The sequence below is a fragment of the Imperialibacter sp. genome, assembly GCF_040222385.1.
GTDB lineage: Bacteria > Bacteroidota > Bacteroidia > Cytophagales > Cyclobacteriaceae > Imperialibacter.
Map to the genome: position 1 here is coordinate 1 of NZ_JAVKDF010000028.1, position 25,349 is coordinate 25,349.

At 44.5% G+C, this 25,349-nt stretch carries 27 protein-coding genes; 11 read left to right on the plus strand and 16 right to left on the minus strand.

Features of this window, described 5'->3' with window-relative positions; all coding sequences use genetic code 11:
• Nucleotides 1-336: 336 nt before the first annotated feature.
• The 4 genes from RIG68_RS14250 to xerA form a co-directional block, all read right to left on the minus strand.
• Nucleotides 337-1,236 carry a hypothetical protein gene (locus tag RIG68_RS14250; RefSeq protein WP_350123387.1) on the minus strand — a complete coding sequence of 300 codons (900 nt, stop codon included), beginning with the start codon at nucleotides 1,234-1,236 and terminating at the stop codon, nucleotides 337-339.
• A gap of 204 nt (nucleotides 1,237-1,440) precedes the next feature.
• Nucleotides 1,441-2,763 carry a hypothetical protein gene (locus RIG68_RS14255; RefSeq protein ID WP_350123389.1) on the minus strand — a complete coding sequence of 441 codons (1,323 nt, stop codon included), beginning with the start codon at nucleotides 2,761-2,763 and terminating at the stop codon, nucleotides 1,441-1,443.
• Nucleotides 2,764-2,781: 18 nt separating this feature from the next.
• A complete protein-coding gene (locus RIG68_RS14260; RefSeq protein WP_350123392.1) occupies nucleotides 2,782-3,567 on the minus strand; it encodes a hypothetical protein in 786 nt (261 codons plus the stop codon).
• A 76-nt stretch (nucleotides 3,568-3,643) separates the two neighbouring features.
• Complete coding sequence (xerA, locus tag RIG68_RS14265; protein ID WP_350123395.1) at nucleotides 3,644-4,774, minus strand: site-specific tyrosine recombinase/integron integrase; 1,131 nt, start codon at nucleotides 4,772-4,774, stop codon at nucleotides 3,644-3,646.
• A gap of 84 nt (nucleotides 4,775-4,858) precedes the next feature.
• Between xerA and RIG68_RS14270 the strand changes: the two genes are divergently transcribed.
• Together RIG68_RS14270 and RIG68_RS14275 are read left to right on the plus strand one after the other, a co-directional pair.
• Nucleotides 4,859-5,245 carry a hypothetical protein gene (locus RIG68_RS14270; RefSeq protein WP_350123398.1) on the plus strand — a complete coding sequence of 129 codons (387 nt, stop codon included), beginning with the start codon at nucleotides 4,859-4,861 and terminating at the stop codon, nucleotides 5,243-5,245.
• A gap of 392 nt (nucleotides 5,246-5,637) precedes the next feature.
• Nucleotides 5,638-6,492 (plus strand): alpha/beta hydrolase family protein, encoded by an 855-nt coding sequence (locus RIG68_RS14275; RefSeq protein ID WP_350123401.1) that lies wholly within the window; start codon nucleotides 5,638-5,640, stop codon nucleotides 6,490-6,492.
• On the opposite strand, the gene RIG68_RS14280 is transcribed toward RIG68_RS14275, so the two are convergent.
• Nucleotides 6,489-7,103, minus strand: coding sequence for an HAD family hydrolase (locus RIG68_RS14280; RefSeq protein WP_350123404.1), 615 nt, complete (start codon nucleotides 7,101-7,103; stop codon nucleotides 6,489-6,491). The genes RIG68_RS14275 and RIG68_RS14280 overlap by 4 nt on opposite strands.
• 365 nt (nucleotides 7,104-7,468) lie before the next feature.
• Here RIG68_RS14280 and RIG68_RS14285 point away from each other — a divergent pair, with 365 nt between their 5' ends.
• Nucleotides 7,469-8,461, plus strand: coding sequence for a phosphotransferase (locus RIG68_RS14285; protein WP_350123407.1), 993 nt, complete (start codon nucleotides 7,469-7,471; stop codon nucleotides 8,459-8,461).
• Complete coding sequence (locus RIG68_RS14290) at nucleotides 8,454-9,779, plus strand: ADP-ribosylglycohydrolase family protein (RefSeq protein ID WP_350123410.1); 1,326 nt, start codon at nucleotides 8,454-8,456, stop codon at nucleotides 9,777-9,779. The genes RIG68_RS14285 and RIG68_RS14290 overlap by 8 nt, the downstream gene beginning before the upstream one ends.
• A gap of 2 nt (nucleotides 9,780-9,781) precedes the next feature.
• Here the strand turns inward: RIG68_RS14290 and RIG68_RS14295 are convergent, their stop codons facing one another.
• From RIG68_RS14295 to RIG68_RS14305, 3 genes are all read right to left on the minus strand, one after another.
• Entirely contained in the window at nucleotides 9,782-10,063 is a 282-nt protein-coding gene (locus RIG68_RS14295; RefSeq protein ID WP_350123413.1) for a DUF2442 domain-containing protein, read from the minus strand.
• On the minus strand, nucleotides 10,060-10,365 hold the full coding sequence (locus tag RIG68_RS14300; RefSeq protein WP_152000838.1) for a DUF4160 domain-containing protein: 306 nt from the start codon (nucleotides 10,363-10,365) through the stop codon (nucleotides 10,060-10,062). The genes RIG68_RS14295 and RIG68_RS14300 overlap by 4 nt, the downstream gene beginning before the upstream one ends.
• Nucleotides 10,366-10,474: 109 nt before the next feature.
• Nucleotides 10,475-10,957, minus strand: coding sequence for a hypothetical protein (locus tag RIG68_RS14305; RefSeq protein ID WP_350123416.1), 483 nt, complete (start codon nucleotides 10,955-10,957; stop codon nucleotides 10,475-10,477).
• Nucleotides 10,958-11,024: 67 nt separating this feature from the next.
• On the opposite strand from RIG68_RS14305, the gene RIG68_RS14310 reads away from it, so the two are divergent.
• Both RIG68_RS14310 and RIG68_RS14315 read left to right on the plus strand, forming a co-directional pair.
• Nucleotides 11,025-12,683, plus strand: a complete 1,659-nt coding sequence (locus tag RIG68_RS14310) for a VRR-NUC domain-containing protein (protein WP_350123419.1) — start codon at nucleotides 11,025-11,027, stop codon at nucleotides 12,681-12,683.
• A 70-nt stretch (nucleotides 12,684-12,753) separates the two neighbouring features.
• Entirely contained in the window at nucleotides 12,754-14,028 is a 1,275-nt protein-coding gene (locus RIG68_RS14315; protein ID WP_350123422.1) for a glycosyltransferase family 4 protein, read from the plus strand.
• A gap of 10 nt (nucleotides 14,029-14,038) precedes the next feature.
• Here the strand turns inward: RIG68_RS14315 and RIG68_RS14320 are convergent, their stop codons facing one another.
• From RIG68_RS14320 to RIG68_RS14330, 3 genes are all read right to left on the minus strand, one after another.
• Nucleotides 14,039-14,404, minus strand: a complete 366-nt coding sequence (locus RIG68_RS14320; protein ID WP_350123424.1) for a helix-turn-helix domain-containing protein — start codon at nucleotides 14,402-14,404, stop codon at nucleotides 14,039-14,041.
• Between the two features lie 18 nt (nucleotides 14,405-14,422).
• Nucleotides 14,423-14,716 carry a type II toxin-antitoxin system HigB family toxin gene (locus tag RIG68_RS14325; protein WP_350123427.1) on the minus strand — a complete coding sequence of 98 codons (294 nt, stop codon included), beginning with the start codon at nucleotides 14,714-14,716 and terminating at the stop codon, nucleotides 14,423-14,425.
• A gap of 104 nt (nucleotides 14,717-14,820) precedes the next feature.
• Nucleotides 14,821-15,297, minus strand: a complete 477-nt coding sequence (locus RIG68_RS14330) for an Mpo1 family 2-hydroxy fatty acid dioxygenase (protein WP_350123430.1) — start codon at nucleotides 15,295-15,297, stop codon at nucleotides 14,821-14,823.
• Between the two features lie 328 nt (nucleotides 15,298-15,625).
• Here RIG68_RS14330 and RIG68_RS14335 point away from each other — a divergent pair, with 328 nt between their 5' ends.
• The 3 genes from RIG68_RS14335 (at nucleotide 15,626) to RIG68_RS14345 (ending at nucleotide 18,931) form a co-directional block, all read left to right on the plus strand.
• Nucleotides 15,626-16,762 carry an NAD(P)/FAD-dependent oxidoreductase gene (locus RIG68_RS14335; protein ID WP_350123433.1) on the plus strand — a complete coding sequence of 379 codons (1,137 nt, stop codon included), beginning with the start codon at nucleotides 15,626-15,628 and terminating at the stop codon, nucleotides 16,760-16,762.
• 127 nt (nucleotides 16,763-16,889) lie between these two features.
• Nucleotides 16,890-18,344: a Na+/H+ antiporter NhaC gene (nhaC, locus tag RIG68_RS14340; protein WP_350123435.1), complete on the plus strand. Its 1,455-nt coding sequence runs from the start codon at nucleotides 16,890-16,892 to the stop codon at nucleotides 18,342-18,344.
• Complete coding sequence (locus RIG68_RS14345) at nucleotides 18,344-18,931, plus strand: 3'-5' exonuclease (protein WP_350123438.1); 588 nt, start codon at nucleotides 18,344-18,346, stop codon at nucleotides 18,929-18,931. Before nhaC ends, RIG68_RS14345 begins: the two co-directional genes overlap by 1 nt.
• Nucleotides 18,932-18,933: 2 nt before the next feature.
• On the opposite strand, the gene RIG68_RS14350 is transcribed toward RIG68_RS14345, so the two are convergent.
• Together RIG68_RS14350 and RIG68_RS14355 are read right to left on the minus strand one after the other, a co-directional pair.
• A complete protein-coding gene (locus tag RIG68_RS14350; RefSeq protein ID WP_350123441.1) occupies nucleotides 18,934-19,539 on the minus strand; it encodes an IMPACT family protein in 606 nt (201 codons plus the stop codon).
• Between the two features lie 4 nt (nucleotides 19,540-19,543).
• Nucleotides 19,544-20,686: a tetratricopeptide repeat protein gene (locus RIG68_RS14355; protein WP_350123444.1), complete on the minus strand. Its 1,143-nt coding sequence runs from the start codon at nucleotides 20,684-20,686 to the stop codon at nucleotides 19,544-19,546.
• Between the two features lie 144 nt (nucleotides 20,687-20,830).
• Here RIG68_RS14355 and RIG68_RS14360 point away from each other — a divergent pair, with 144 nt between their 5' ends.
• Nucleotides 20,831-21,760 carry a GNAT family N-acetyltransferase gene (locus RIG68_RS14360; protein ID WP_350123447.1) on the plus strand — a complete coding sequence of 310 codons (930 nt, stop codon included), beginning with the start codon at nucleotides 20,831-20,833 and terminating at the stop codon, nucleotides 21,758-21,760.
• Here the strand turns inward: RIG68_RS14360 and RIG68_RS14365 are convergent.
• Nucleotides 21,752-22,963: a glycosyltransferase gene (locus tag RIG68_RS14365; protein ID WP_350123450.1), complete on the minus strand. Its 1,212-nt coding sequence runs from the start codon at nucleotides 22,961-22,963 to the stop codon at nucleotides 21,752-21,754. The genes RIG68_RS14360 and RIG68_RS14365 overlap by 9 nt on opposite strands.
• Entirely contained in the window at nucleotides 22,960-23,571 is a 612-nt protein-coding gene (locus RIG68_RS14370) for a sulfotransferase (RefSeq protein ID WP_350123453.1), read from the minus strand. The genes RIG68_RS14365 and RIG68_RS14370 overlap by 4 nt, the downstream gene beginning before the upstream one ends.
• 12 nt (nucleotides 23,572-23,583) lie before the next feature.
• Here RIG68_RS14370 and RIG68_RS14375 point away from each other — a divergent pair, with 12 nt between their 5' ends.
• Nucleotides 23,584-24,543: a glycosyltransferase family 2 protein gene (locus tag RIG68_RS14375; protein ID WP_350123456.1), complete on the plus strand. Its 960-nt coding sequence runs from the start codon at nucleotides 23,584-23,586 to the stop codon at nucleotides 24,541-24,543.
• Here RIG68_RS14375 and RIG68_RS14380 read toward each other — a convergent pair.
• Nucleotides 24,514-25,323 (minus strand): phytanoyl-CoA dioxygenase family protein, encoded by an 810-nt coding sequence (locus tag RIG68_RS14380; protein ID WP_350078920.1) that lies wholly within the window; start codon nucleotides 25,321-25,323, stop codon nucleotides 24,514-24,516. The two genes, RIG68_RS14375 and RIG68_RS14380, sit on opposite strands and share 30 nt — an antisense overlap.
• Between the last annotated feature and the right edge of the window lie 26 nt (nucleotides 25,324-25,349).

The window sequence follows — 25,349 nt, forward strand, 5'->3', positions numbered from 1 at the left end:
TACTTGCACGGTCTCACCGCTAAGACTTGAAGTTTCATTTCATGCCACAAATGGCTGCTAATCTGACCAGGACAGACCTTACCCCCGAAACCTTGAAATACTGCTGATTTTACGCTCAGAAAGAAGCAATCGAACTTAACGTTTACTGTATGGTGCGTTGTGGTTTTGATAAAGATACAATTTCAATTTAGCACTTAGCAAAAACCGCTTGGCGGTTTTGTAAATTGCTCTCAAAAACAAAATCCGCTAGCGGATTTTGCGAGCTAGCAAATAGCTTTGAAGCTTGCCAAACTGACTTACCCACAATGAACTATACAGCGTGTTGTGTGTAGTTTTTTATTTTTTTAATAAATAATACATCTCTTTTTTCAAGACTATCTCATAGTCGGAATCAGATACTTTTTCCTCTGTATTAAAAAAGACTAACGTATCAGAAATATTTTGGATGACATAAGCTTCTGTATTTTGGTAATCATTTTCATTCGGTCTGAGTATTATATAGTCGCCTGAATACGATGGTCCTGCAATAAAGTCTGTTTGAAATGTATAGAATTTATGCTTAAACCCTTCAATAGATGCTCCGTCCGCATTAAATGATACATCTCCCAAACTTGTCTTATTAGAATCAAATACCTCATAAGTCCCATCTAGAAGAATTTTTCTAGCTAAATACTCAAAACCTAAACCTCCAAATTGAGTGATAAATTCTTTGTCTCTTATTCGCAAGTAATCAATCGAATCTGTGATTATGCCTATTTTGTTTTTAGTAACTAATTGGAGTATGGTGTCTTTGGCGATTTTATATTTTAATTCGGAATACGATTGATCTGAGTCCCAATTTCGCACGTCACTTTCTATTATTATTTGGTCATTGCGTTTAACAAACCAAATTCTAAAGCCATAACCTTCATGATTATTAAGGCTAGATCCTACATATAGTGTGTCGTTTTTAATGTCGTCTGGGTTGATTTGCATTTCTGCGATGTCAGGAATTGCGTTATGAGAAGAATAGGCAGATTGAGTTTTGTATATGTCTTTGACATATTCTCTCGGTAACCAAATACCCTGAATAATTGGCTTGATTGAACTTAAGTCTATTTCTTCAGAATTTAATTCTTCACTAATAACCTCTTTTTCTGAGGTGAATTCATTTTCAGTAGTGTTTTCTTTATTACTCAGATTACACGAGGTCAACACTACAAAAAGGCAAAAGATATTTATTATAATTTTTTTCATCCTAATTAAGCACAACGACTGGCTAAGAAACGTAGGGGAGTGTGAAATGCCGCCCTTTCTGTTCGCACTTAGCCAAGCCAAATATTTTTATAATTTACTTTACTTTTTTCATTATCAAAAATTTGGATTGGCGAACTATCCAAAAGCACTAGACTTTCGAATTCCACCGAACCCCTATGTTTTCTTAGCCCTTGTTAGCTGCTTTTATTCAAAGTCTAATGTATATAAAACGTGATCTATGAATTCCCATTTTGAGTGCGGATCACCGAATATTCCGACTCGTCCATCCTTACCTTGACAGATAAATCTAAGAGTAATGTCTTTAGACATTACTCTTAGATTTAAGCTGTAATTTAAATGTATTGTGACTTCTGAAATAGCTGGTGATTTATCGTCTATTTCTTTAATAGAAAAGTCGATCAGTTGTTTATCAGATAAAATTCCTCTCAATTTTCCTGCTTCCGTACTAATTACTAGCTCTTTCTTTGAAAATCTATGTATTTGTTTCGCAATTCCTCCATAATTTTTAGTCTTCCAAAAATGAAGAAATTGAACTGCTTCACGCTCTGGAGTTAATTCTTGAAAATCAGATATCTCGCCAGAAAATGGTACATCAACTCCAATTTGAATACTTCTTGGTGACCATTGCTCTACTTGTTTACTGATTTCTTCATTTCGTTTCTTGGATTCTGAATACTCATTTAAAGCCTCTGATAAGCTTTTAATTTCTTCCCGAAATGATTTTTTCTCCTTTGGAGGTGGAGGATTTTTTTTACCATCCTTAATTGCCTTAACCCAATCCTTAATGGCAATTAAAATTGCCCAGCATTTAGCTGCGACAACTTTATTGGCATAACCTAAATCTCTACCGTGTAAAATCCCGTTTCGATAAGGCAATCGCAAAGTTTCTGTAGTTGTTTTTTTTCTAGTTTGATTAAGTATGTCTCTTATCTTACTTAGTCCACTGCTATGTCCAGCAATGGAATCCCAAGCACTTAAATCAGTTGATTCAGTAAAGAATCCTTTATTTCTATCAATATCATTTACAGTTCCATCAATAATCATTAGAAGAATTGGTATACAAGAGTGATATCTTTCAGATTTGGTGTCTTCAAATGCCGATTTCAATAAATCAAATCGGATATTAAATTCTGGAATTCCTTTGAATTGATGAAGTAGCCAATCGATTTTATCTGAACAGAAGTATTCGGTTAATTCATCTTCGGCAGCACTCACATCCCCTGATTCTGCCAGATCAACGGCTTTTTCCATTAAATCTGTATTCATAGATTCATGGGCAATCCAACCTAATTCTGAAAAGTATTGATTAAACTCGTCTGGTAACGATGATAAATGTTCTAGTTGTTTTTTGAAATCAGGTACTTGGTCAAGAACTTCATTTAGGTTCTTATTCTTTATTCCGAAAAACGATAAAATTCTCGCAAGCTTTCTAACACTATCAGCCGCATTGATTTGTTCCCGAAGTTGAGAGTATGATTCGTTATTTCTTATTTTGTTGTTATTCATCTATAATAAGAACCCAGATTAAAACTTGATTCTATTTTTTCTCTTTGTTTTTAATTCTTCCAAAATGAATTTTCGTTCTTGTTTGTAATCAAATTGTTCATCAATTTTTGAAATGAATTTTGATTTATTGAATACCCAATCAATTGTTTGTCCATTAGTTTCTACTAAGAAATCACCAACTACGTATTGCGCGACAGAATGGAAAATAAAGACTATTACTGATGAATACACTTTTTCAATGTCATCATTCAATTGTCTTAATTCTTTAGTTCCTTCAAATCCAATTGTGCGACCTGATTCAGCTCTCACCAGCCTTTCTTTTATTTGGTGGGAGCTTGAATGAGTATATTTTGATAAGTATCCATATAATCTCTTTACTTCCGTTTTAAACTCTTCATCCTTATCAGGTTTTAAATATGTAAAGCTTAATGTGTTTATTGGATTAATGTTAGAAGAGTTCAGCAGCTTTTCGTATTCTTTGATCTGTTCTTCAAATACTGGTTTTGTAGTATTGTTTACAATCAAGCAACTTTTAATTGACACTTCAATTAGGTATCTCAATTCTCGGAAACAAGTGTTTGATATTCCTTCTTTGGCTAGAATATTTATTGAAACTACAGACTGAAGTATATCATCTAACATTCTTAGGAAAAAGTTTCTTTCCTGACTAATACCGTCTCGAATTGAGTTTAAATAGCAGAAGGTTAGACACTGAATTATTGAATTTCGTAAAACATCCAACTTCTCAAGTTCAAATTTGTAGTCTTTAGAATCCAATTCTTTGTCTATTTCTGTCTGATTCATTGGAGAATTAATTATGCAGTTATTGCAGCTAACATATGGGTATGGCCCCGGTCCATATACCCATTATGTGTGTTGCTCAATCTAAGGGGTTTTTGATACAATTAAAAGCCGTTGTAGCCACATGAGTGTAAATTTCTGTTGTTTTCAGACTGTTGTGGCCTAGTAATATCTGTATCTGCCTCAAATCAGTTCCACTCTCTAACAGGTGGGTAGCAAAACTGTGACGCAACATATGGGGAGACACCAGCTTTTTGATTCGTGCCTTTTCCGCAGCCGCAGTAATAATCCTTTTTACGCTCGTTGCACTGTATTGGCCACCTTCCGGGCTTTCAAAAAGGAAATTACTCGGCTTCCACTTCACATAGTATTTCCTTAAGTCCTCCAGTACTTTTTCTGACAGTAAAGTGAAACGGTCTTTGTTCCCCTTAGCTCCCTCCACCCTGATCGTCATACGAGGACTATCTATGTCAGTTACCTTCAAATTGAGCAACTCACTTCTGCGCAATCCTCCCGAATACAATAATTCAACTACGCATCTGTGTTTGATGTTCGTCGTATTTTCAATAATGGCCAGTACTTCAGTTTTTGACAACACTTTTGGTAGTTTATGCTCTTTCAGAGGCCTTTCAATCTCGTAATACCTATTTGGCATATCCAACACAATCTCATAATAGAATTTGATGGCATTCACCGCCTGGTTGAGCGCCGAATTAGAGCACTTATTTCTAACCATGTGCTCCAAAAAAGATTTTATATGCAGCTCATTCAAGGCATTAATTTCATGGTCTTTATAGTGATTGATAAATTTCTCAAAGTAATTGACATAGGTCCTGATGGTGTTGGATGCGTACTTTTTGATGGAAAGCTTTTGCAAATACTCAGCAGGGCATGTTTTGTAGCCATCGTTTACCTTTCTTTTCTCCATCCAGGAAATATCGCCGTTTTCCTGGCCGTGTGAATTAATCGGCCTGTTTTTGAAGAAATAGGCACAATTGACCCACGCCACTCCCTTAAACTTATCGAAGATCATCGTGAGGTTTTGTGGTGTATTCCTAATGCACACCATATTGTGCTTCTTGCTCCACTTCGGCTCGGGAAGCTCTTTTATTAGCGCTTGCACCACTTTATGAGGGTAAAATTGAATGCCGATATACTTCTCGTCGTTGAAGTAAAGATGTCGCAACGTAAGGTTCTGAAGCTTTTCCATGGGGGAGCAATAACGAGAGAAAGAAAAAATATATCGGTATATTATGCGTATATTAGTCGCATACTACACGTATAATATACTGATATGAGGACATGCCCGGTGTGCAGAGGCGCTGTAAAAGGCCGGGTCGACAAAATATATTGCTCTGTGCAGTGTAAATCTGTCGACCAGTACGAAAAAAAACTGAAAAGCGAGAAGTTTTACTTTCAGGTCGACAAACAGCTTAAAATCAATCGCAAGATTCTTAAAAAATACAACGTCAGCGGCCTTACCACCATTCGGCGGGAGACACTCCACAACGAAGGCTTCAACCCACACCTTTTTACCCACTTCTGGAAAAACCCAAACGGCGACACATACCTCTTTTGCTACGATGTCGGATTTTTGGGCATCACCCACAACAACAAGCAAAAATACCTCCTCGTCACCTGGCAGGAATATATGGGTGAAAAACTCGCACTCAATACCTGAAGTTGCCTTTAAACATCCGTTAATTGACTGCTCAAAGCAGCAGTAACGATATACCCAAATCTACTGCGGTGAATGGTTATCGCTTCTCTGCATGCTTTACGCCGGCCCGCTTGAGGGCATCGGCGTCGGCCTTTTCAAACTTTAGCCGCTCCACGCCCGATTTGATGTCGGGGCTAAAGCGAAGGTGTACCGTGGGTTTTTCAATATTGCGAACTGTCTGGTGCGCATCGAAGAGGGGAGTCTTGCGCTAGACCGGAACGGTCGGGAGAGAAGGAGGCAGAGGCCTTTCTTTCATTAATACACGAAAATCGGGCCAGAATGGGTTTAGAGTGAACAGTATCTTACCGTATCAGCGGAATGATACTATCTTTATGTATACTTTTTTAACCTATATGAACACTACCCCTCACCAGCTAACTGCCTCCGATGGTTACCAACTATCGGCTCAGCTATTCAAAGCATCGACTCCTTCTAAGGCCTTGGTGGTCATCGCCTCGGCCACGGGCGTGCCCAAGCCTTACTACAGCAAGTACGCCGCCTACCTGGCAGAAACAGGGCTGTTCAATGTGCTGACCTTCGACTATCGGGGTATTGGCGAATCACTGCAGGGGCCCATCAAAGGCTTTGATGCCAAAATGAGCGACTGGGGCCGACTCGACCTGCAGGCGGCGCTGGCCTGGGGATTCGATAATTATGAAAAGGTCTTTGTGATCGGCCACAGCGTGGCGGGCCAGGTACTTCCGTTGGCGGAATTGAGCCCCCGAATAACTGCTGTCTGGTTTGTTGGATCCCAATGTGCGGCCAACCATTTGTGGGATGGAGTTTACAGATTTCTTGTTAATTTTTTCTGGAAAGTCTCCCTTCCGCTTAGCTCCAACGCTCTGGGTTATATGCCGGGCATTGTGGTGGGTGGAGGCCCACCACTACCAAAGGACGCAGCCCTCGAATGGAGAAGCTGGGGTTTGCATCCGCAGGGTATCTGGCAAAACGATGAGGCAGTAAAGCAAAAGTACCAGGCGCTTACGATGCCCATTTATTTTGTTGGTGTGCACGACGACCACATGATGGCACCCCTACGAGCCGTTAAGTTTTTACAGACGCAGTACTCGAACGCCGAAACAACCCACCAGCAATTGAAGCCATCAGATTTCGGCTTGAAGGAGATCGGTCATTTTGGGTTTTTCCGAAGCAGGTTCAAAGACAAGCTTTGGCACCTGCCTGTCGACTTTTTTGAGCCCTATCTCTAGCTGAGCACACCCAGCTTTTGCAGGTCTTCACGAAGCTGGGCTGAGCTTTTGAAGTGGATGCCCGTTACTCCGAGCTGCTTTGAGGCTTCCACGTTATCATGGTTATCGTCAATGAAAATGGATTTTTCAGGGTCTACTTTGTAGCGATCAAAAACGATCTGGTAAATGTCGTGGTAAGGCTTCCTTGTTTTCTCCACGCCACTCACTACCACGCCTTCAAACCAATGCAAAAAAGGAAACGTGTCGAGCGCATAGGGCCAGCTTTCTGCCGACCAGTTAGTAAGGGCGTAGAGTCTGTGATCCGTTTTGTTTTTGAGGTGATCTAGTATCTCCACCGTTTCCTGAATGGCGCCGTTGAAGCTTTCCGTAAATCTTCCGTAGTAAGCCCTGATCGGTTCTTCCCACTCAGGATGTTTGGCTACGAGGTAGTCTGTTGCTTCTGCAAATGACCTGCCACCATCTTGTTCGATATTCCAGGCACTGGTGCAGATGTTGTCAAGAAACCATGTGATCTCTTCTTCAGTTTTAAAAACCTTGCGATAGAGGTAACGTGGGTTCCAGTCGATGAGCACGCCGCCCAGGTCAAAAATAATGGTGTCGATTTGTGGCATTGAAAAGCTAAATATGATTTTGTGCGGCTAAGTTAAGCCTACTTTGATACATTCAAAAAAACCTACTGCATCGCACTCCGGCGGCTGACGGTTCCCTTCGCCAGGGCCATGGCTACCGTACCGACGCCTGCCTTCGGTAGCACAGGTGTCGGTACGGCCATAGCCACTCAGCAAGCCGTGTCCGCCCACTGACGGTTCCCTTCGCTGCTAACTGCTTGCCGTATCGACGCCTTCACTCCAGCGCCTGCCAGTTTGGTACACTTGCCGACCATTTGAATAGAAAGTGACTTTTAATACAGCAACTTTTGTTTCAAATAGTCATTTTGCGATTGTAAGCGTTATTTAATCAAAACCGTAAGCGTCAGATGGAATTATCCCTGGATATTTCGAGAAGTGCCATGCTACAGTACTTGCAGGATAGAAACTGGATGGAACCCTACGAGGAGGTGCTCAGACTGGAAAAGCCCGGCGAAGGTAATATGAATGTGGTGGTAAGGGTAGTGGGAGACACCAGAAATCTTATTCTAAAGCAGTCCAGAGCTTTTGTTAACAAGTACCCGCAAATTGCCGCACCCATAGAAAGAATAGGTGTAGAGCGCCGGTTTTATGCCCTGGCGGCTTCACTGCCGGAGCTGAGGAAATACCTGCCCTGGGTAGTCGGCTTCGATGCTAAAAATCATTTGATGGTGTTGGAGGATCTTGGAAAAGGCGCTGATTACACATTTGTTTATAAGAAAGACGAACAGATGACAGCCGAAGAATTGACGGCCGCAGTGGATTTTCTAAAGGTGCTGCATGAGCAAAAATTCGACAGTGAAACAGTGAATACCTTTCCCGACAACCTGGCGCTGCGAAAGCTGAACCACGAGCACCTGTTTGTTTATCCTTATATGGAAGACAATGGCTTTGATCTTGACACAATACAGCCGGGTCTTCAGGCATTGGCGATGACTTACAAGACCGACTCTGTGTTGAAGCAAAATGTGTCGGCGCTTGGCGAGATTTACCTGGCTTCGGGCAACACCTTGCTGCATGGCGACTACTACCCGGGCAGCTGGCTTCGGGTAAATGCCGGCTTTAAGGTGATCGATCCGGAGTTTTGCTTCTTTGGCCCTGCCGAGTACGACCTGGGCGTGATGCTGGCCCACCTGCGCATGGCACAGCAGCCCGAAGCCGATATTGAAAAAGCAATGGCGCAATACGGAGGAAGCATTAACGCCGAATTTGTCGGACAAATTGAAGGGATGGAAATCTTGCGCAGGATTATCGGCCTGGCACAGCTTCCGCTCGATTTGTCGCTGGAAGAAAAGGAAGAGCTACTAAAGTGGGCCGCTAAAAAGATAACATCAAATGCATAAAATAAACCGTATTGCTTCGGTTGCCTCGCTGTCCCTTATGCTTAGCCTCCTGGCATGCCAGCAGAACGGCGAAACGAAGGAGCCCGCCTTTCCTTCACCCGCAGCGCCTTCTTCACAAGTTTCAGCCGATTGGCCAAAAGGCTTGACGAAAGAGCAGTACTACGACAAAGTGCTGGGCATGCTGGTCGGCTCAGCCATTGGCGATGCCATGGGAGCCCCAACCGAAATGTGGCACCGCACAGCCATTCAAACCCAGTTCGGCTTTGTCGATAGCCTGGATGCAGTAACCCGGGAAGGCTCGCCGGAAGGCCCGTGGGAAGACAACCTGGCTGCCGGCGGCACTACCGACGACACTCGCTGGAAATTGCTGATGGGGAACTACCTGGTCACCCAGCAAGCCAGCGATTCGCTGGATGCAAAGGCTTTTGCCAACCACATCATCAATCTGTACAAAGCAGAAATGCAACAGGTGAAAGAAATAGATGCCTTTGGGCCTGAAGCCATGGAACGCCAGCTGATGCACATGACCTGGCTACAGGAGTGGGCCAAGGTAGCCAAGCCGTTTGCTGACGACGATCTGCAGGGCTATAGCTACGCTGTGAACAAATTCTACGGCGGAGAAATGGCTTGTGCAGGCATGCTCTATTCGCCATCTATCGGTGGGTTTTATCCCGGGCAGCCTCAGAGAGCATATACAGAATCTTACAGGTTGGGTTTGTTTGATCATGGCTATGCTCGTGATATTACCGGGCTTACTGCAGCCTATGTGGCCAAAGCCATGGAGCCGGGTGTAAAACCGGAGCAAATAGCACTGATTACAAGGGAGGTTGACCCGCTCAGGTATTTCAACAGCAGGCTCATTGGGCGACTAGCCTACGCCAGCTATACCGCTTCCAAAGAGATTGCGTACAAAGCCAAAGCGTTGACGGAGAAAGATATTGATCCGGCTTTGAGGATGCCCAAAAATTTTAAAGGGAGTAAGCTGGAATATACACAGCTATCAAAAGCTTACGAACTGATGGATGACAGGCTACAGGACATTCCTTTTCATGCTGGAGAAATTCATTTCATTAACCTGATGGCACTGGAGTATTCAGGCGGAGATTTTCAAAAAGCCATGGAATTTGTGGTTAACTATGGCCGTGACAATGATACCGTGGCTGCGATCACAGGTGCCATCCTTGGGGCGTACTGGGGCTACAGCGGCTTGCCTAAAGGACTGAAAGAAAAGTCACTGAAGGCAACAAAAGAAATAGTGGGGATAGATTTGGAAGAGCTGGCCAGGAAAACCGCTGAGGCAGGTTACAGGGCGGACTAGTTTCAGCTAATTTTGCCAGTATACAAATCCCAAACCGGAAAAATCAAATCGTAATCCATCCAGTTAAGATTACCGTCAACTATCTCAAACTTCGTAAACAAATCCTTATTGAGATATCTTTTAACAGCGGGATGTTTGCTTTTGGATAGAAATTCCTTGAAATCGACCAGTTGAGTAATTCCGTCACTGAAATGAATCCGAATGGTGTAGTCATTAACATACTCCGCCATCGAAACGCTCACAATAGCCTGGCTGCTTTCTTTCGTATCGTCAGTGATAATCATGACAGCTTTGTTGTAATCTTCTCAAAACTAACATTTTTATGATACACAAAAAAGTCAACCCACTTTTCGACTATTTTCTCGGAGTAGTTCGATAGGAACAATTTGAAGTCTCTTAAATCACCACTTTTAAGACTTTTTCTGCCTTTGACTGCCGACAATTTTATCTCTGTGATTTCTCCATTCAAAAGGAAGAACTCGGCTTTGGTTTCATATTCACCTTTTTGAGCATGAACGTGTATTGGGTCATGTTCATTTGAATAGAAAAAGATAATTATTCCAAAATACTCAAATATTTTTGGCACTTAATATTCGTTAACTGGTTGCAAACAATGAGGTACATTGACTAACTCTGGATGAAGTTATTCAATATGAGTGAATAGTAAAAGTCTTTTAAAGTTGAAAATCGAGCACTCAAAAACTAGCCGACATCACGCTGTCAGTCCCGATTCTCAGGCTGCTAAGCCCGAAAGAATGGATAGTCATGCCGTCGTCTTCCGATTCTTTGAAAGTTAGCCACCTGGAGGTGCCGGCCAGTTGAGGTGCGTCTGAAGGGATGTAGATGTCAAGCGTGACGCTTTCCCAGCGACTGAAAAGGAAGTTTTTCCAATGCTTGGCTTCAGGGTCGTCCAGTTTGATGTAGAGGGTTCCTTCCTCTGAGGAAAGGTTGAGTTTGTCGAGCAATGCGTTGTCGCCGATGATTTTGCCTTGTCCAACTCGTTGTGTATGTACCCTTACCTGGCAAGGTATATCGATAATCAATTCGGTAAAGGCAGGCAGCGGCCGCTCCAGAATGTTCTCGGTGGTACTGACCATCAGATGGCTGCGCTCCACCACTATGCAATACAGGATTGCAAGTGTAAAAAGTAAATAGGCCGCTAACTCTCTTCTTTTCAAAATGAATTGATTTTGCTTATTAGATGTCTAATTTGGTGTCAGGGTTGCATCTTCGGAAAGAAAAATAATGGGAACGCCTCCAATTCGCCTTCACGATACCTACTACCACGACAACTTCCTCTATGTGCTGGCTCATGTAGAAAGACTATACGCTTCATTTTTAACTCCTTTTGAAACTGGCTTCCTTTCCGACTTTCGTGCCTTAAGCATCAGTGCTCAGTGCCTTTACATCCGGATGGCCAACCGCAAAGGTCGATTTTTCCGACCATCAAAACTAGTTTACGCTGAGATTAAGGATACCGCCACTGCATGGGGAGAGTTACAGAAAAACGGATTTATTTCTTCACCAGTGGTCAACGACGAATGGGATGCACTGGACCTGGTGAGGCTTTTTACAGTGGGGGAGTTGAAGGAGGTACTGAAAAGCGTTGGGGTGGAAGCAAAAAAAGCTAACAGAGAAGAATTGATTCTGCTACTATTCGAAACTTTCACATTGCCCAAAATGAGGGACAGACTGATTGAACTGGAAGAAGTGGTGGAGATGGCAAAGCTGGAGCAACTGGAAATGATCCGCTTGTTTTTCTTCGGCCATCCCTGGGGAGATATGTCGCAGTTCGTGATCAGGGATATTGGCAATGCTAAGTTTGAAACTTACGACGAAGAGCTGTTCAAACCACAATTCAGGAGCTATGACGAGGTGAGCCAACTCTTCGATCTGCACCAGCAATACAGGGCGTTAAAAAGAGCCATGTTGGTTGAGGATGAAGCGCTGATTGATGAGGCTGTAGGTGCGCTGACTTACGTGCCCGAAAATCTGTCGCCCGTGGCCGAATCAATTGTGAAGAAGTTCATCATGCGCACAGGCAAGTGGTACGAGCAAAACAAATTGTTGGAAAGAGCCGCCATCACCTATTCGAGGCATTCGTTGCCTGAGTCGAGGGAACGGCTGGTGAGGGTGCTGATAGGCCTTGGGAAAAAGGATGATGCAAAGGAAGTGCTGCAGCGAATTGCTGCCGAGCCGGAAACGCACTCTGAGTGGCTTTTTGCCAGCGATCAACTGGTAAAGCTGTCAGGAAAGAAACAGGTGCTTACCACCACAAGGGTGATGAATGAGGCGCCGGAGTTGATCGTGCCAAAACCAGATGGAAGCCTGAACATCGAAGAGCATGTTTTGATTACCCTGCGAGAGCAGGGCTTTGAAGGCGCCCACACTGAGAACTATATCTGGCGTAGTCTGTTCGGCCTGGTTTTTTGGGAAGAGCTCTACAGCCAGGAGCGGGCACTCATTCACCAGCCTTTACAGCGTGTGCCGGTTGACCTGCAGGATCGTCGTTATTTAAAAAGCCGCTACCAGGCTTTTGAGCATTTTTTCTCTGTTTTTGAAAGTAAACAACAGTTGCAGGAAAAAGTGTTTGTGACCATGCAAGCCAAGGAGAATATTGTTAACCCATGGGTAGGCTGGCATCCTGATTTGGCCGCCCATATGGAAGCGCTGTTTCGGCATCTAAGCCTTGAGCAGCTAAAGGAAATTTCGTTGGAAATGGCCCGCAATCCGCTTGAAAATGGTACAGGCTTGCCCGACCTGTTTGTGTGGAAGAATGATGACTATCACTTTTGGGAGGTTAAATCACCCACCGACCACCTATCGGCCCATCAGGTTTTTTGGATTGACTTTATGAAGGAGCATGGTGTGAAGGTAGAGGTGCTGAGGATCGTGTATAATTAATTCCTTTTTTACCGAACTTATCTACCACACTGATCCTTTCTTTTTTATATTGAAGCATAAATCCATTTGAATGAAGGTACTCATGCTTGGGTGGGAATACCCGCCCGAAATTTCCGGAGGATTAGGTGTTGCGTGTCATGGCTTGACCCTGGGGCTGAGTGAGCAGAACGTGTCGGTGGATTTTATACTTCCGAAGGTTACAGCGAAGAAATCGTGGAACAAAGTCTCGCTCAGGGAGGCTGAGGAAGTGGAATGGAAAAAGGTGTTGTCGGAAGAGCGGGAGTGGTGGGAAGATGTGAAAGTGCTGGAAATAGGCTCCTATCTTTTGCCCTACTTGTCCGAAGAGCAGTTTGTTAAACAGCACGTCGTTCAAAAGCAAACAAAAGAAAAAACGGTATTAAAAGAAAAGCTTGAACCACTTCGCAAGAAGTTGAAAGGTGGCTACGGCCCCGACCTCTTCAATGAAGTGGTGAAATATGCCATTATAGTAGGGGAGGAAGCTACAAAGTCAAATGCCGACGTTATCCATGCGCACGACTGGATGACATTCGAGGCAGGAGTAATGGCGAAGTCTGCCAGTGGTAAGCCATTAGTGGTGCATTGTCATAGCACCGAATTTGATAGAATGGGCGTGCATGTGAACCAGCACATCTACGATATCGAGCGCAAGGGATTTGAATGTGCAGATGCGATCATCACAGTAAGCCATCAAACGAAGGAGCTTATCCACCTGCACTATGGCATAAAATCGGCAAAGATACATGTCGTTCACAACGGTTATTTTCCTGTGGCGGCTGCGAAGCCCCACAAGAGAAAGACTTTCAATGTTTCGTTTCTGGGCAGAATGGTTGGGCAAAAGGGGCCGGAACATTTTGTGGATGTAGCCAGAGAGCTCCTTCGAATGGACGATGCTTACAGGTTTACCATGGCTGGCAGTGGCCATATGCTCGACGAGTTGAAAGAGAAGGTTTACAAAATGAATTTGTCTCACTATTTCAATTTTCCGGGTTTTCTGAACCAAAAGAAGTTGCCTCAGTTTTTTGCAGACACTGACGTTTTTCTGCTAACATCTAACTCCGACCCGTTTGGTATTGTGGCGCTGGAAGCCGTGAGCGCAGGCGTGCCCGCTGTTTTGTCAACCAAAGCTGGCGTTACGGAAGTACTGACTCATGCAGCAAAATTTGACCCATGGGACACGTTCTCTATCAAGAACTTCATCAGTGAGTTGAAAGGCGACCCAGCCAAGCTCAAAGCCTACACCAAGGCCCAGGAAGGCGACCTTAAAAAGGCTTCATGGCAAAGGATGGGTGAAGAGGTGGTGAGTCTTTATAAGAAATTAGTTTAGCAACCGATAGCTAGACAGCAGGTGTTGACTCTTTGATCAGTACATCGGCGGGAATGCTCAATTGCTTACTCAAGTTTCGTATCATCTTTAGCGAAAGAGAGGTTTTGTAATTCAACACCTTTGAAACGGTTCCTTTATCGCCAATTGATTGTACAAGGTCTTTATTCTTTAAGCCCAGGTCTTCCATCCTTATCTTGATAGCTTCGATAGGGTCTGGGCTATCAATTGAGAAATGCTCATCTTCATATTTTTCTATGACGAGCAATAGTAGCCTAAGCTCTTTACCTTCTTTCGAATCAGGGTGAGCGTCAAGAAGACGCTCCACCAGATGAAGCGCTTCGTGGTATTGTTTTTCTGTCTCGATTATTCCAATCATACTGCTTAATTACTTTGGTCACACTTTAGTCACGTCTATTTTATCGTACTCGGCGTGGGTTCCAAACCATTTGACAAGAATTACTTTGTAGATAAAACTGAACCTGACAATTAATCTAAATTTATTTCCTTTGATGTTGAACACCATTCGGTTGTCACCCACTTGATCTGCACTTGGGTAAACCGCTCTCACCTCGTTGAAATTGGACCATTCCGCTTTCTTAGCTACTTTATACCAGGTTTCTAACCCTTCACATGCCTCAGCATGTATGAGGCAGTAGTTCTTTAAGGTTTGCCGGTTAATTATGTTCACAACAACGAATATATTAAAAAAGTTGGTTTTTAACCAACTTTTTTAATAGCCATTCTCAATCAGTCAATTTTGCGAGGTGCTTTTTTAAGCTAGTATAAGGTGATTCAATAAGGTATCCCCAGTTTTTTATAAATGAAGTGCATCAGCCAGGCTGGCCCAATAAGGAGGAACTGGATGTCTTTGAAAAACGATGGTTTTTTCCCTTCCACCTTGTGCCCGTAGAACTGCCCGATCCACGCCACAACAAAGATGCCCAGCGAAATGGCCCACAGGGGCGTGGCAAAAGTTTGGCTCAGGTAATTGGCCGCTACACAACAAACAGCAGCCACCGCAAGCATGCCAAAGGAGAGCGGAATAGAAAGCGTGATGTAGTAGATGAGGGTGATTGCCAGCAGAAGAGTGGCCCAATTCACATAGGGATTGTCACTGATGAAATTCTGGAAAAAGCCACTGGGAATAGACCATATGAGCCCCACAATGCTAAAAAATATCAGTGGTACACAAATCCAGTGAATGGCCTTATTGGTGCTGTTTTGGTGGCTTTCGCCATACTCCGAAAGAAGGGCGTCTATTTTTCTCATAATGATCAGTAGGGTTTGTTCTTCTAAAATAAAGGGTGGTCGATATAAGAATATCGTCATTCCGGAAAATGTTGCCCCAAATTAAGATAGGGCAATATTTGTCCGGAATCTCACATATTTTCAACGGAGATTGCGGATAATTTTATTCAAATGACAGAAATATTTGAATAAAATTTCCGCAATGACGCCCGTTGTGGTGTTTGGTTACATTCTAATATCGATCTCACGTTAAAATACATAATCCTTTTCATATTTTAAGCCCATTTATCAACAAGAGGCGTCGGGTAATTGATCGATTCACTAGCTTGCATCCAAACAAAACAGCCTTATGTCATTAAGTTTTTGGGAAAGCCAATCGTTTCAAAACTGGGACTACGTCGTCGTAGGCGGAGGTATTGTTGGGTTGAGTACTGCCATTAGTTTGCGAGAGAAAACGCCAGATGCCAGCATATTGCTTTTGGAACGTGGTCTGCTGCCATCAGGAGCTAGTACAAAGAATGCAGGTTTTGCCTGCTTTGGCAGCCTCACCGAATTGGTGGAAGATATCAAGGTTCTTGGTGAAGAGGGCTGCCTGGCACTTGTAAAACGCAGGTGGGCCGGACTCCAGAAGCTCAGACAACGAGTGGGGGATGCCGGGCTGGGCTTTCAGCAAAATGGCGGTTATGAGTTGGTGTCGGAAGCTGAGGTAAAGTACCTGCCCGAAATCCCCAAAGTGAATGGGTTGCTGAAAAGTTTTTTCGGTATTGAAGTATTTCAGGAGGACGCACAGCTTGTTCAAAAGTTCGGTTTCCACAAGTCGGTGGTGAAAACGGTCATTGTCAATCCCCTGGAGGGGCAGCTGCATACCGGCAACATGATGCGAAGCCTTTATCAAATCGCCGCAGCCAAAAAAATACACGTGCTTACTGGCTGCGAAGTAAAGCGGCACGAAGACAGAGAGAGCCATGTGGAGGTGTCGGCTTTTTCGTCTGCCACCAACACCGAAATCATTTTCAAAGCCAAAAAACTGGCTTTCTGCACCAACGCATTTGCTTCACAGTACTTTCCTGAGCTGGACATTAAGCCAGGCAGGGGGCTTGTTTTTGTGACCGAGCCAATGAAAAAGGTTCCTTTTCGGGGGACTTTTCACATGGATCAAGGCTTCTATTATTTTAGGAACGCTGGCGACCGGATTTTGCTGGGCGGCGGCAGGAACCTCGATTTTGATAAAGAGACAACTACTAATTTTGGTGTGAATGAGGTAATTTTGGCTGAGCTGAAACGACTGCTTGCCGAGGTGATTGTGCCTGGCTCTTCACTAAAAATTGATCAGCAGTGGTCTGGCATTATGGCGTTCGGAAAAACAAAGGAACCTATTGTAAAGAAGCTTTCCGACAACATAACCGTTGGAGTGAGACTCGGTGGTATGGGCGTGGCTATCGGCACGCTTGTAGGGGAAGAACTTGCAGAGCTTACTTGCAGTTGATAGTTGTACTAATCAAAGACAGAACCAAAACATTTGTGGTAAAATATTTATAGGAATGCAAAAGCAGGCCTCCCTTTTGATTTTTTACTATCTTCAAACCTTATTCATATCGTTATAAACCGTTTTTATGCAAAAAACGAAAGAGCCAACCCTTTGGCAAGCCTTTATTCCCATCATTTTCCTTATTGTTCTACTGTCTCTTAATGTTGTCATTTTTGGTGATGCAGCCCTTGACGGCTCCAACCAAATCGTACTCATTTTAGCAGGGGCTGTGGCGGCCCTTGTTGCTACAAGACTGGGTATTTCCTGGGATGATATGATTGACGGGGTGGTGAAAAGCATCAGCTCCGCTATGTCTTCGATCTTAATTCTTTTGTTGATAGGGGCGCTGGCAGGCACCTGGCTGCTAAGCGGTATCGTTCCTGCGATGATCTACTATGGCCTTCAAATTCTTAACCCTACCATCTTTTTGTTTGCCGCCTGCGTTGTTAGTGCCATAGTGTCTCTGGCAACGGGCAGTTCCTGGTCCACGATTGCTACCCTTGGTGTTGCTCTGCTCGGTATCGGGCAGGCACTCGGAATCTCCGAAGGGCTTGTAGCCGGGGCCATTATTTCGGGTGCTTATTTTGGCGATAAGATGTCACCTCTTTCTGATACAACTAACCTCGCCCCTGCGATGGCCGGTACTGATTTGTTTACACATATCAGGTACATGGTTTATACCACTGTTCCTTCGCTCACACTTACTTTGCTCATTTACATCGGAATTGGCGTATTCTCGTCATCCGACGGCACAGTAAATGATATTGCACCTATCCTGGCCTCGCTAAGTGATAAGTTCGATATCAACGGATGGTTGTTCATAGTGCCCGTGGCTGTGATCTTTATGATTATCAGAAAAGTACCTGCTATTCCCGCACTCCTGGCCGGCACCCTGCTGGGAGCTGTGTTTGCTTTCATTTTCCAGCCCAATATCATTTTGGAGGTGGCCGCCGTAGAAGGGCCTCTTTGGAAACAAACATACGTGGGAGTGATGAAGGCACTTTATACAGATATCAATGTGGTGACTGACAATGCGATGGTGAACGAATTGCTGTCAACTGGCGGCATGTCGGGCATGCTCAACACCATTTGGCTGATATTGTGCGCTATGGTATTTGGAGGTATCATGGAAGCAGGTGGCTTGTTGAAAAAGATTGCTGCCGAGATTATTAAGCGGGTGAATTCTACATGGTCGCTGATTACATCAACGGCTGCTACCTGCGTGTTTTTTAATATCACAGCTTCTGACCAGTATCTGGCTATCGTGGTGCCGGGAAGAATGTATGCAGATATCTACAGAGAAAGAGGATTGATGCCTGAGAATTTGAGTCGAACGCTGGAGGACAGCGGAACAGTGACGTCGGTGCTGGTGCCGTGGAATACCTGCGGAGCCACTCAGTCCAGCGTACTTGGTGTGAGCACCTTTATTTATGCCCCGTATTGTTTTTTTAATATAATAAGCCCACTTATGACCATTGCTTTTGCTGTGTTTAATATCAAAATCAGAAGGTACAAGGAGCAGAAGGAGGCAGTAGCTTAATGACCTTTCCAAAGAAAATTACGAAAGAGGAAATACTGCAATTACCCGAGTTTCGATTTGAAGGTAAGGTGCATGTGATTTCGAATGAGGCCGACATCAAAGATGCCACCACTATACTTGCAAGGGAGAAAATTTTAGGTTTCGATACCGAGACAAAGCCGGCGTTCAGAAAAGGCCAATATTTTCCGACAGCTCTGGTGCAGTTTGCTACTCAGGAAGAGGCCTTTCTCTTCAGAATCAACCACCTGGGGCCCCACTATCGAATTTACGACCTGATGGAGGACGTGTCCATCACCAAAATTGGCGTAGCTCTTCGTGATGATTTGGTGGATTTGAACAAGATCAGGCGTTTTGAACCCGATGGGTTTATTGACCTGAATGAGGTGGTGAAAGACCTTGAGTTTGAAAATATGGGAGCCAGGAACCTGACGGGCATGATTCTGGGCAAAAGAATTAACAAAGCCCAGCAGACTTCCAATTGGGAAAATGAAGAGCTCACCAAAGCGCAGATCCACTATGCGGCTACCGATGCCTGGGTGTGCCGGGAAATTTACCAGGTGCTGAACAGCAAGGGTTATTTGTACTAACGTTATGTGGCTTTGATTATGCGAACACAGGAAACTCCTGCCAGTGCAAGTTTCTCTTTGAGCGAGTCTCCGGTGCCAACCTCTATAAAGCCCCGAAGTGAGCAGGTTTCCTGAAATGTTTGCCCCTCTATTTCCAGGCCGAACTCTTTTGCAAGCCTCATCACATCGCTGGTCTGCTCGTAGGCGAAATCGATCAATACCTCGTCTTTGATGGTGGTTTCAATTACCTCAGCAGCATCCAGCGCTTCTTTTGCAGCGGTTTTGTAGGCGGTAATGAGACCGGATACGCTCAGTTTGGTGCCACCAAAGTACCTAGCCACCACCACAAGGGTGTTTGTCAGGTCTTTGGATCGGATTTGACCCAGAATAGGGTCGCCTGCACTGTGGTTGGGTTCACCGTCGTCGTTGGCTCTGTATTTGTCACTTTTGTTGCCCAGGATGTAGGCGTAGCAGTGGTGCCGGGCATCATAGTATTGCTTTCTGAGGTCGTCAAGCCGGTGCTTGATATCATCTTCCGTCCGCACTGGGAATGCAAATGCCAGAAACTTGCTGCCCTTCTCTTTATAGAAACCTTCTGATGTGGTTCTTATGGATTGAAAGGAGGCCACTTCACTAGTGTTTTAGATAACCTTTGGCTTCTTTTTCCACCTCCTCGGTAGTGGCCCATTCAATAGCCAGGTTAAACTGCCCGTCGGCAAGGTCGCTGTTGCCCTGCCTCCGAAAAATTCGCCCCAACCCCAGGTAGGCCAGGCTTTTGTAGTATTCGCCCTTGAACTCAAATGTCGCTGATTCGCTCAGGGCTTTTTGGTAATAATAGGTTGCGTCACTTAAGTTTTGAGCTTTCTTTTCCTCCATGATGCCAAGAAATAAGTTGGCCGACATGCGATAGTAAGGGTCTGAATTCCCAAGTAGCTCATCAGCCAGTGGACCTACTTCCTTGTAACGCTCATTCATCACCAGCGCCTCAGCAAGCTTCGTTTGGAAAAAGGCGTTTTTAGGATAGTCTTTATTAAGTCTTCTAAGGTACTTGAGGGCAGTTTCCGGATTGTTCTCGTACCGCAAGTAGATGTAGGACGTGTAAAGATTGGCTTCAACTTTCGTCAGCACCCCCTGCCGGCAAGCCTGGTCAAGTTGCTTAAGGCCCAGCTGTTTGTCTCCACTCTTAAAAAACCACAGAAATGGCTTGTAGATAGGATGCCTTTCAGGGTAGGTCTCTCTGAAATAATTGTACAAGCCAACAGTAAACAGAAACTCCGGGTTTTTGTCAGTTAGCTCGAAACCCTTTTTGATGAAATCATAAGTCTGTTTCGCCTCACTGATGGCCTTCATGTAGCTACCCTCGTCGGCGTAATATTCAGCTAGTAGCCCCCTTGCCGACATTTCAAAGAAAATGCCTTCTTCATTATCAGCATCCTCTTTTAATATTTTTTGCGACTTTTCAATTACTGCTTGAAGTTTGGCAATGTGGTTCTTGTAGCCCGGGGAATGAACATTGAAAGGCATTTCCTGCCATGAGATAAAGAAAGCATCGAGCATATCGATGGCGGGATGACCTGGCAAAGCAATTTTTATCTCTTTGTAAAGCACTCTGGCCTCATCAAATTCCATGTTGTAGATGTGGTCCACACAAAGCTGCACTAATTTGATTTTACTCTTACTGCTAAAAAGTGGAAGCCTTTCCTGCGATGTTGCGGTGTGAGGAGGGGAGAGGATGACGAACAACAGGACAGTAATTAGCCCAAAGGTTGATTTCATAAATGGCAGCAATAATCTTTCATTCAGTTGCAAAACTAAAAACTAAACGTCTAACTATGCATGAATTATGTTGCGAAGCTTATTTTTCTTTGGCAATAAGATGGTCAACGGTTGTTAGTACCAGACAGGAGTAACTCAGGCAATATGGAAGTGAATTTCTATCAGAATGGAAGAGGCCTGGAAAGAAGGCAGTGGGCATTTAAGCCGTTGCTATTTCAATCTATGGCATTTATGGAAAACCAGTTCCCTGATGGAGGTTATGTTTCATTTACGTTGGAGAGAAATGGCAAGGTGTATGGGGCTATTCACTTTTTCATAGACAATGACGGTTGGGTGAGCATGCCCAGGAGTCCATTCGGAGGGCTTTCGGTTGCGCAGGAAGTCGGAGGGCAACACATTCAAGCGCTTGTCGGTCGTATTATAGGTGAATCTTCAGGACATCAGGTAACAGTTTATTCACCCTTCTCCGAATATCCAACAACCGCCAGGAATATGTTTGCGAGGTGCTTGCTGGAGGCTGGGTTCTTTACACAATTCTCTGACTTACATCAACACATACCCGTAACGCCAGCCTATCAACTGAAAGAAAAAATGCATGGCAGTCAGGTGCGGCGGCTAAATAAATGCCTGAATGCCGGGTTCATTTTTGCTGAGGAGTCATTGGAAAAGCTCGGCGAGGTATATTCATTTATTGAAGACTGCAGGAAGGAGCAGGGCGTCGCTATCAATATCTCTGAAAGCAGCCTTCGGCGTTCGTGGGTAAACCTGGAAGGGGTTTATCGGGCATTTACGATCAGGGACGGCCAACTCATCGTTGCTGCGTGCATCACCACCCACGTGTCAGACAAGGTGCTTTACTATTTTTTGCCCGCTGCCAGCACTGCTTACAATAACTATAGCCCTATGGTGATGCTGATCGATCGGCTCCACGGCTGGGCGGCCGAGCGAGGGTATGCACTCATAGACATGGGGAAGTCGTCGGTACGTGGTGAGTCTCAGAAAGGCTTGTTTAGTTTTAAGGAGAAGATGGGAGCTGAAGTGGGCTTTGCTCCTTGCCTCAGGTTACTACGTTGAGAAGTTTTCTACGACTTCTTTGTAAAGCGCCTCCAACTGCTGCGTAATGACTTGTTTGGAGAAGTGCGAAAGAAAATACGCCCTTATCTCATTTGCTTCAAAAACGACGCTTCTTTGTGAGAATTCCCTCATTGCTTCAAATAGCTGTTGCGTATTTGCACTTTCTACAATTGTGCCGACTTCCGACGCCACAATTTCTTCCGAGCCACCGCATCTTGTCGCTATTACCGGTTTGCCCATTGCCAGGGCTTCAAGCAATACCAACGGATGGTTCTCGTGGATGCTCGGCAGCACAAAGGCATCGCAAGCCTGTAGTGCCGCTTTTACTTCTTCCCTGCTAAGCGTGCCCAGCCAATTAATGTGGTTAGTCAGCCCCAACTCCTCAGCTTTTTTCTTGTGGTTGTCAATCTCCGACCCATCGCCTCCTATCGTCAAGGTGAAGCCGACATCTGCGTCTCTTAACAAAGCCGCTGCCTCAATAAGGTACCTGATGCCTTTTTGTTCTTCTATTCTACCTATAAAGGCGAAGTGAAACGGGCCGATACGTTTTCCCGGTGTTGTTGGTTGAAAAAACTCCTCGTCAGTCAGGTTATTGATGAGCGTTAGGTTAGGCACCCCTTTCGATGCCATCGTTTGGTAGAGGGCCCTGGACACCGCAATGTTTTTTTGAGATCGCTCGTAGGGCTCCAATATCAAAGGGTGCAAACTGCCTTCGATATCGAAGGTTTTAAGTGGGAATGGACTCATTTGCTCAGTGATCACGAACGGTAAGCTGTGTTTCTTCCCAAGCTTCATGGCCACATAGCCGCCAGGGTAGGCCGTGTGAGCGTGGATGATGTCGGGCTTACCAAATTCATTAGCAAAGCGATTAAAGTGGGCTTCATTAACCTCTATGATCTTTCTGATGTTACCTTTGAAAAGCGACCTTGACCATGTAAAGGCAGGTGTTAAGTATTCTCTGCAATTGTTGGCGTGGTCAGTTGTGCGTGGCTTCAATGCCAACCCTCTAAGGATCTTTCTGCCCCACAAATGTATATTTTCTCTCTCAAGAAGAAGAGTCCTTACGTGCGACCCCCAGGTCGAAATACCTACTTTGTTTTGGCGATTACAGGTTGCCAGGGCAATAGCCTGCTCTTTGATGAATATGCCGGTGTGAGGCTCATCCTCGGTAGGGTACCACGATGGAATGACGAAGATGTTCATGAGTGGGAGTTATTGTATTTTTTATCCTCCAGCCAAATGGCAATCCGATCCACGAGCTCAAACCTGTGGTCTTTGTGATGTGGGAATGGGATATCAGGCTCCTCTGCGCCGAGAAAGCCGCATAATTTTTTCCATGGGCTTGTTTCCTCAGGCAGGTTTAGCTCAAGAAAGTTCGCATTGTTCTGAAAATAGGAGCGGGCTTCGTTGTGAAATTCATGGTATCCTTTCGTAAACATTTCTTTGTCGAATGTAGTGGTGCCGAACAGTGCTCTATGGAAAGTTTTGGTGGGTTCCTGGTTAAATGCCCACGCATTGGCTTTGTACCTGAACATCCACTCACAGCTTTTCAACCAGGAGTTCAACTCTCTTGTGGAAAGTACAAACAGCGACCCGGGGAACGCCTTGTCTAGCTTTGGATACAAAAGTGAAAGTGGTGTGTCGGAGAATGCCGTAAACTCTGACATAATTGGGTGCTGAATATCTTCCCAAAGTTGTTTTGGAAAGTGAATGCTCTTCAAGCCCAGGTATTGAAAGGCCAGATGGATAGAAGTGGTACCTGTTCTGGGTAGTCCAATACAAAAAATCTTATTTTCACCATTTTTGTACATTTTGCAAACGATTTGAAAAAGGTATCCGTCATCTGTCTTTGCTATAACCAGGCACCCTACCTACAGGAGGCGCTGGAGTCGGTCTGGAACCAAACCTATCCTGATATTCAGGTGATCGTAGTAGACGATGCCAGCACGGACAACAGCGGTGAAGTTATCAAGTCTTTGTTGAAAGGTAAACCAGATGTTCCATTTATTGAGAATACGAAAAATCTGGGAAACTGTAGTTCGTTCAACAGTGCACTGAAGCTGGCAGAAGGTGACTATATCATCGACTTTTCGCTTGATGATGTGATGCGCCCTTACCGGGTCGCTGCCCAAGTCTCTTTTTTTGAAACACTGGATGAAAGCTTTGGCGTTATTTACCACAATGCTGAATACATTAACGAAAACGGTAATTTTCTGAAGCACCATTTTTCTACTTCCTTTCGTCAGCCGGAAGCAGACATTTACAAGCTGCTTATCTCCACCTATTTTATCGCTCCACCCACAATGATGTTCCGGAAGCAGGTGATTGACAATCTTGACGGATACGATGCCCGGCTCTCTTACGAAGATTTCGATTTTTGGGTGAGGTCTGCCAGAAAGTATAAATATGCCTATCAGCCTGAGGTGTTTACTTCGATCAGGAAGCATTCAGAATCCCTATCAACCCGGTGGTATAAAAAGGGCGACGAACAACTGCATTCTACCTATCTGGTTTGCTTGAAAATACAACAGATGAACCAGTCTGAAGAGGAGGATCACGCTCTCAGAAGAAGGCTTAGGTACGAAATACGTCAGTCGGTGTTCAGTGCCAACCACAAAGAAGCCACGTTGTTTTTGGAATTGCTTAAGGGGTATGGCCGCCTGCCCTTTATTTATCTTATTTTGGAGCTTCTCAACCGGCTTAAAATTGATCTTAGGTGGTTGCGAAACAGTTACCATTGGCTGCAAAGCCACTTATTTGCGCCAAAATCTCATTTCAAGTGATATGCGGGTTGTTCTTCTGTTCTTGTTGACAGCCCCGCCATGAATAAGGTAGGGAGAAAACACCATCACATGGTTGATGCCCGGATTTGGTCGTTCAAGAGCGATGGGGATTTGAGAGTCCATAACGCCTGGTACATTGAACTTCAGGCCATTCATGACGGCTCCTTCCTTTGATCGGGTAATTCTATGTTCGGGCCACAAATGGGAACCCGGAGCCAGCAATAGTGATGAGTTTTGATTGCTCCCCACAAGTGGCACATAAATATTGATGGCACCCTTATTTTCCTCCTGCCAGGCGTCTCTGTGCAACGGATTGAAGTCTGGCTCTCCTGGTCTCACCACCCGAAAATGGAAGACTCTTTCTCCGTTCATAGGCTTGACGGATCTCACTGGTATCGATACTATCTCTGAGACGATCTCCTCAATTATTGACACATGAATAGGTAAGTCATACCATTGAAGCAGTTTGGTTTGCTCTATTACTTTAAGGTGGAGATCATAATTACCTTTAACAAGCTCATGATAATTGCTTGACTTGAAATTTGGGTTGACTTCAATACCTGCCCGGGTAAGGCATTTGCGGAACAGTTCTTCCATGCCTCCATGAAATTGAAGGTAGGTGCCAGAAGGGAGGAACCTCTTTATTACATAGCCCTGTTTGTGCCAGTTTCTCCTTGCAGTAAGATCATCATCCAGCTTTGCCAGCACTTCATTCCTGCCAACGAAAGGCTCCCCTTCTACCTTGTAGTCAATTGATCCAAATCCTACGTTTGCCTTCATTTTTCTCAATTATATCCTTTGCTCTT

Coding starts and splice junctions, on each gene's coding strand:
- RIG68_RS14250 (WP_350123387.1), bottom strand. CDS start 1,236: ATGAAAAAAATTATAATAAATATCTTTTGCCTTTTTGTAGTGTTGACC.
- RIG68_RS14255 (WP_350123389.1), bottom strand. CDS start 2,763: ATGAATAACAACAAAATAAGAAATAACGAATCATACTCTCAACTTCGG.
- RIG68_RS14260 (WP_350123392.1), bottom strand. CDS start 3,567: ATGAATCAGACAGAAATAGACAAAGAATTGGATTCTAAAGACTACAAA.
- xerA (WP_350123395.1), bottom strand. CDS start 4,774: ATGGAAAAGCTTCAGAACCTTACGTTGCGACATCTTTACTTCAACGAC.
- RIG68_RS14270 (WP_350123398.1), top strand. CDS start 4,859: ATGAGGACATGCCCGGTGTGCAGAGGCGCTGTAAAAGGCCGGGTCGAC.
- RIG68_RS14275 (WP_350123401.1), top strand. CDS start 5,638: ATGAACACTACCCCTCACCAGCTAACTGCCTCCGATGGTTACCAACTA.
- RIG68_RS14280 (WP_350123404.1), bottom strand. CDS start 7,103: ATGCCACAAATCGACACCATTATTTTTGACCTGGGCGGCGTGCTCATC.
- RIG68_RS14285 (WP_350123407.1), top strand. CDS start 7,469: ATGGAATTATCCCTGGATATTTCGAGAAGTGCCATGCTACAGTACTTG.
- RIG68_RS14290 (WP_350123410.1), top strand. CDS start 8,454: ATGCATAAAATAAACCGTATTGCTTCGGTTGCCTCGCTGTCCCTTATG.
- RIG68_RS14295 (WP_350123413.1), bottom strand. CDS start 10,063: ATGATTATCACTGACGATACGAAAGAAAGCAGCCAGGCTATTGTGAGC.
- RIG68_RS14310 (WP_350123419.1), top strand. CDS start 11,025: ATGGGAACGCCTCCAATTCGCCTTCACGATACCTACTACCACGACAAC.
- RIG68_RS14315 (WP_350123422.1), top strand. CDS start 12,754: ATGAAGGTACTCATGCTTGGGTGGGAATACCCGCCCGAAATTTCCGGA.
- RIG68_RS14320 (WP_350123424.1), bottom strand. CDS start 14,404: ATGATTGGAATAATCGAGACAGAAAAACAATACCACGAAGCGCTTCAT.
- RIG68_RS14330 (WP_350123430.1), bottom strand. CDS start 15,297: ATGAGAAAAATAGACGCCCTTCTTTCGGAGTATGGCGAAAGCCACCAA.
- RIG68_RS14335 (WP_350123433.1), top strand. CDS start 15,626: ATGTCATTAAGTTTTTGGGAAAGCCAATCGTTTCAAAACTGGGACTAC.
- nhaC (WP_350123435.1), top strand. CDS start 16,890: ATGCAAAAAACGAAAGAGCCAACCCTTTGGCAAGCCTTTATTCCCATC.
- RIG68_RS14345 (WP_350123438.1), top strand. CDS start 18,344: ATGACCTTTCCAAAGAAAATTACGAAAGAGGAAATACTGCAATTACCC.
- RIG68_RS14355 (WP_350123444.1), bottom strand. CDS start 20,686: ATGAAATCAACCTTTGGGCTAATTACTGTCCTGTTGTTCGTCATCCTC.
- RIG68_RS14360 (WP_350123447.1), top strand. CDS start 20,831: ATGGAAGTGAATTTCTATCAGAATGGAAGAGGCCTGGAAAGAAGGCAG.
- RIG68_RS14365 (WP_350123450.1), bottom strand. CDS start 22,963: ATGAACATCTTCGTCATTCCATCGTGGTACCCTACCGAGGATGAGCCT.
- RIG68_RS14370 (WP_350123453.1), bottom strand. CDS start 23,571: ATGTACAAAAATGGTGAAAATAAGATTTTTTGTATTGGACTACCCAGA.
- RIG68_RS14380 (WP_350078920.1), bottom strand. CDS start 25,323: ATGAAGGCAAACGTAGGATTTGGATCAATTGACTACAAGGTAGAAGGG.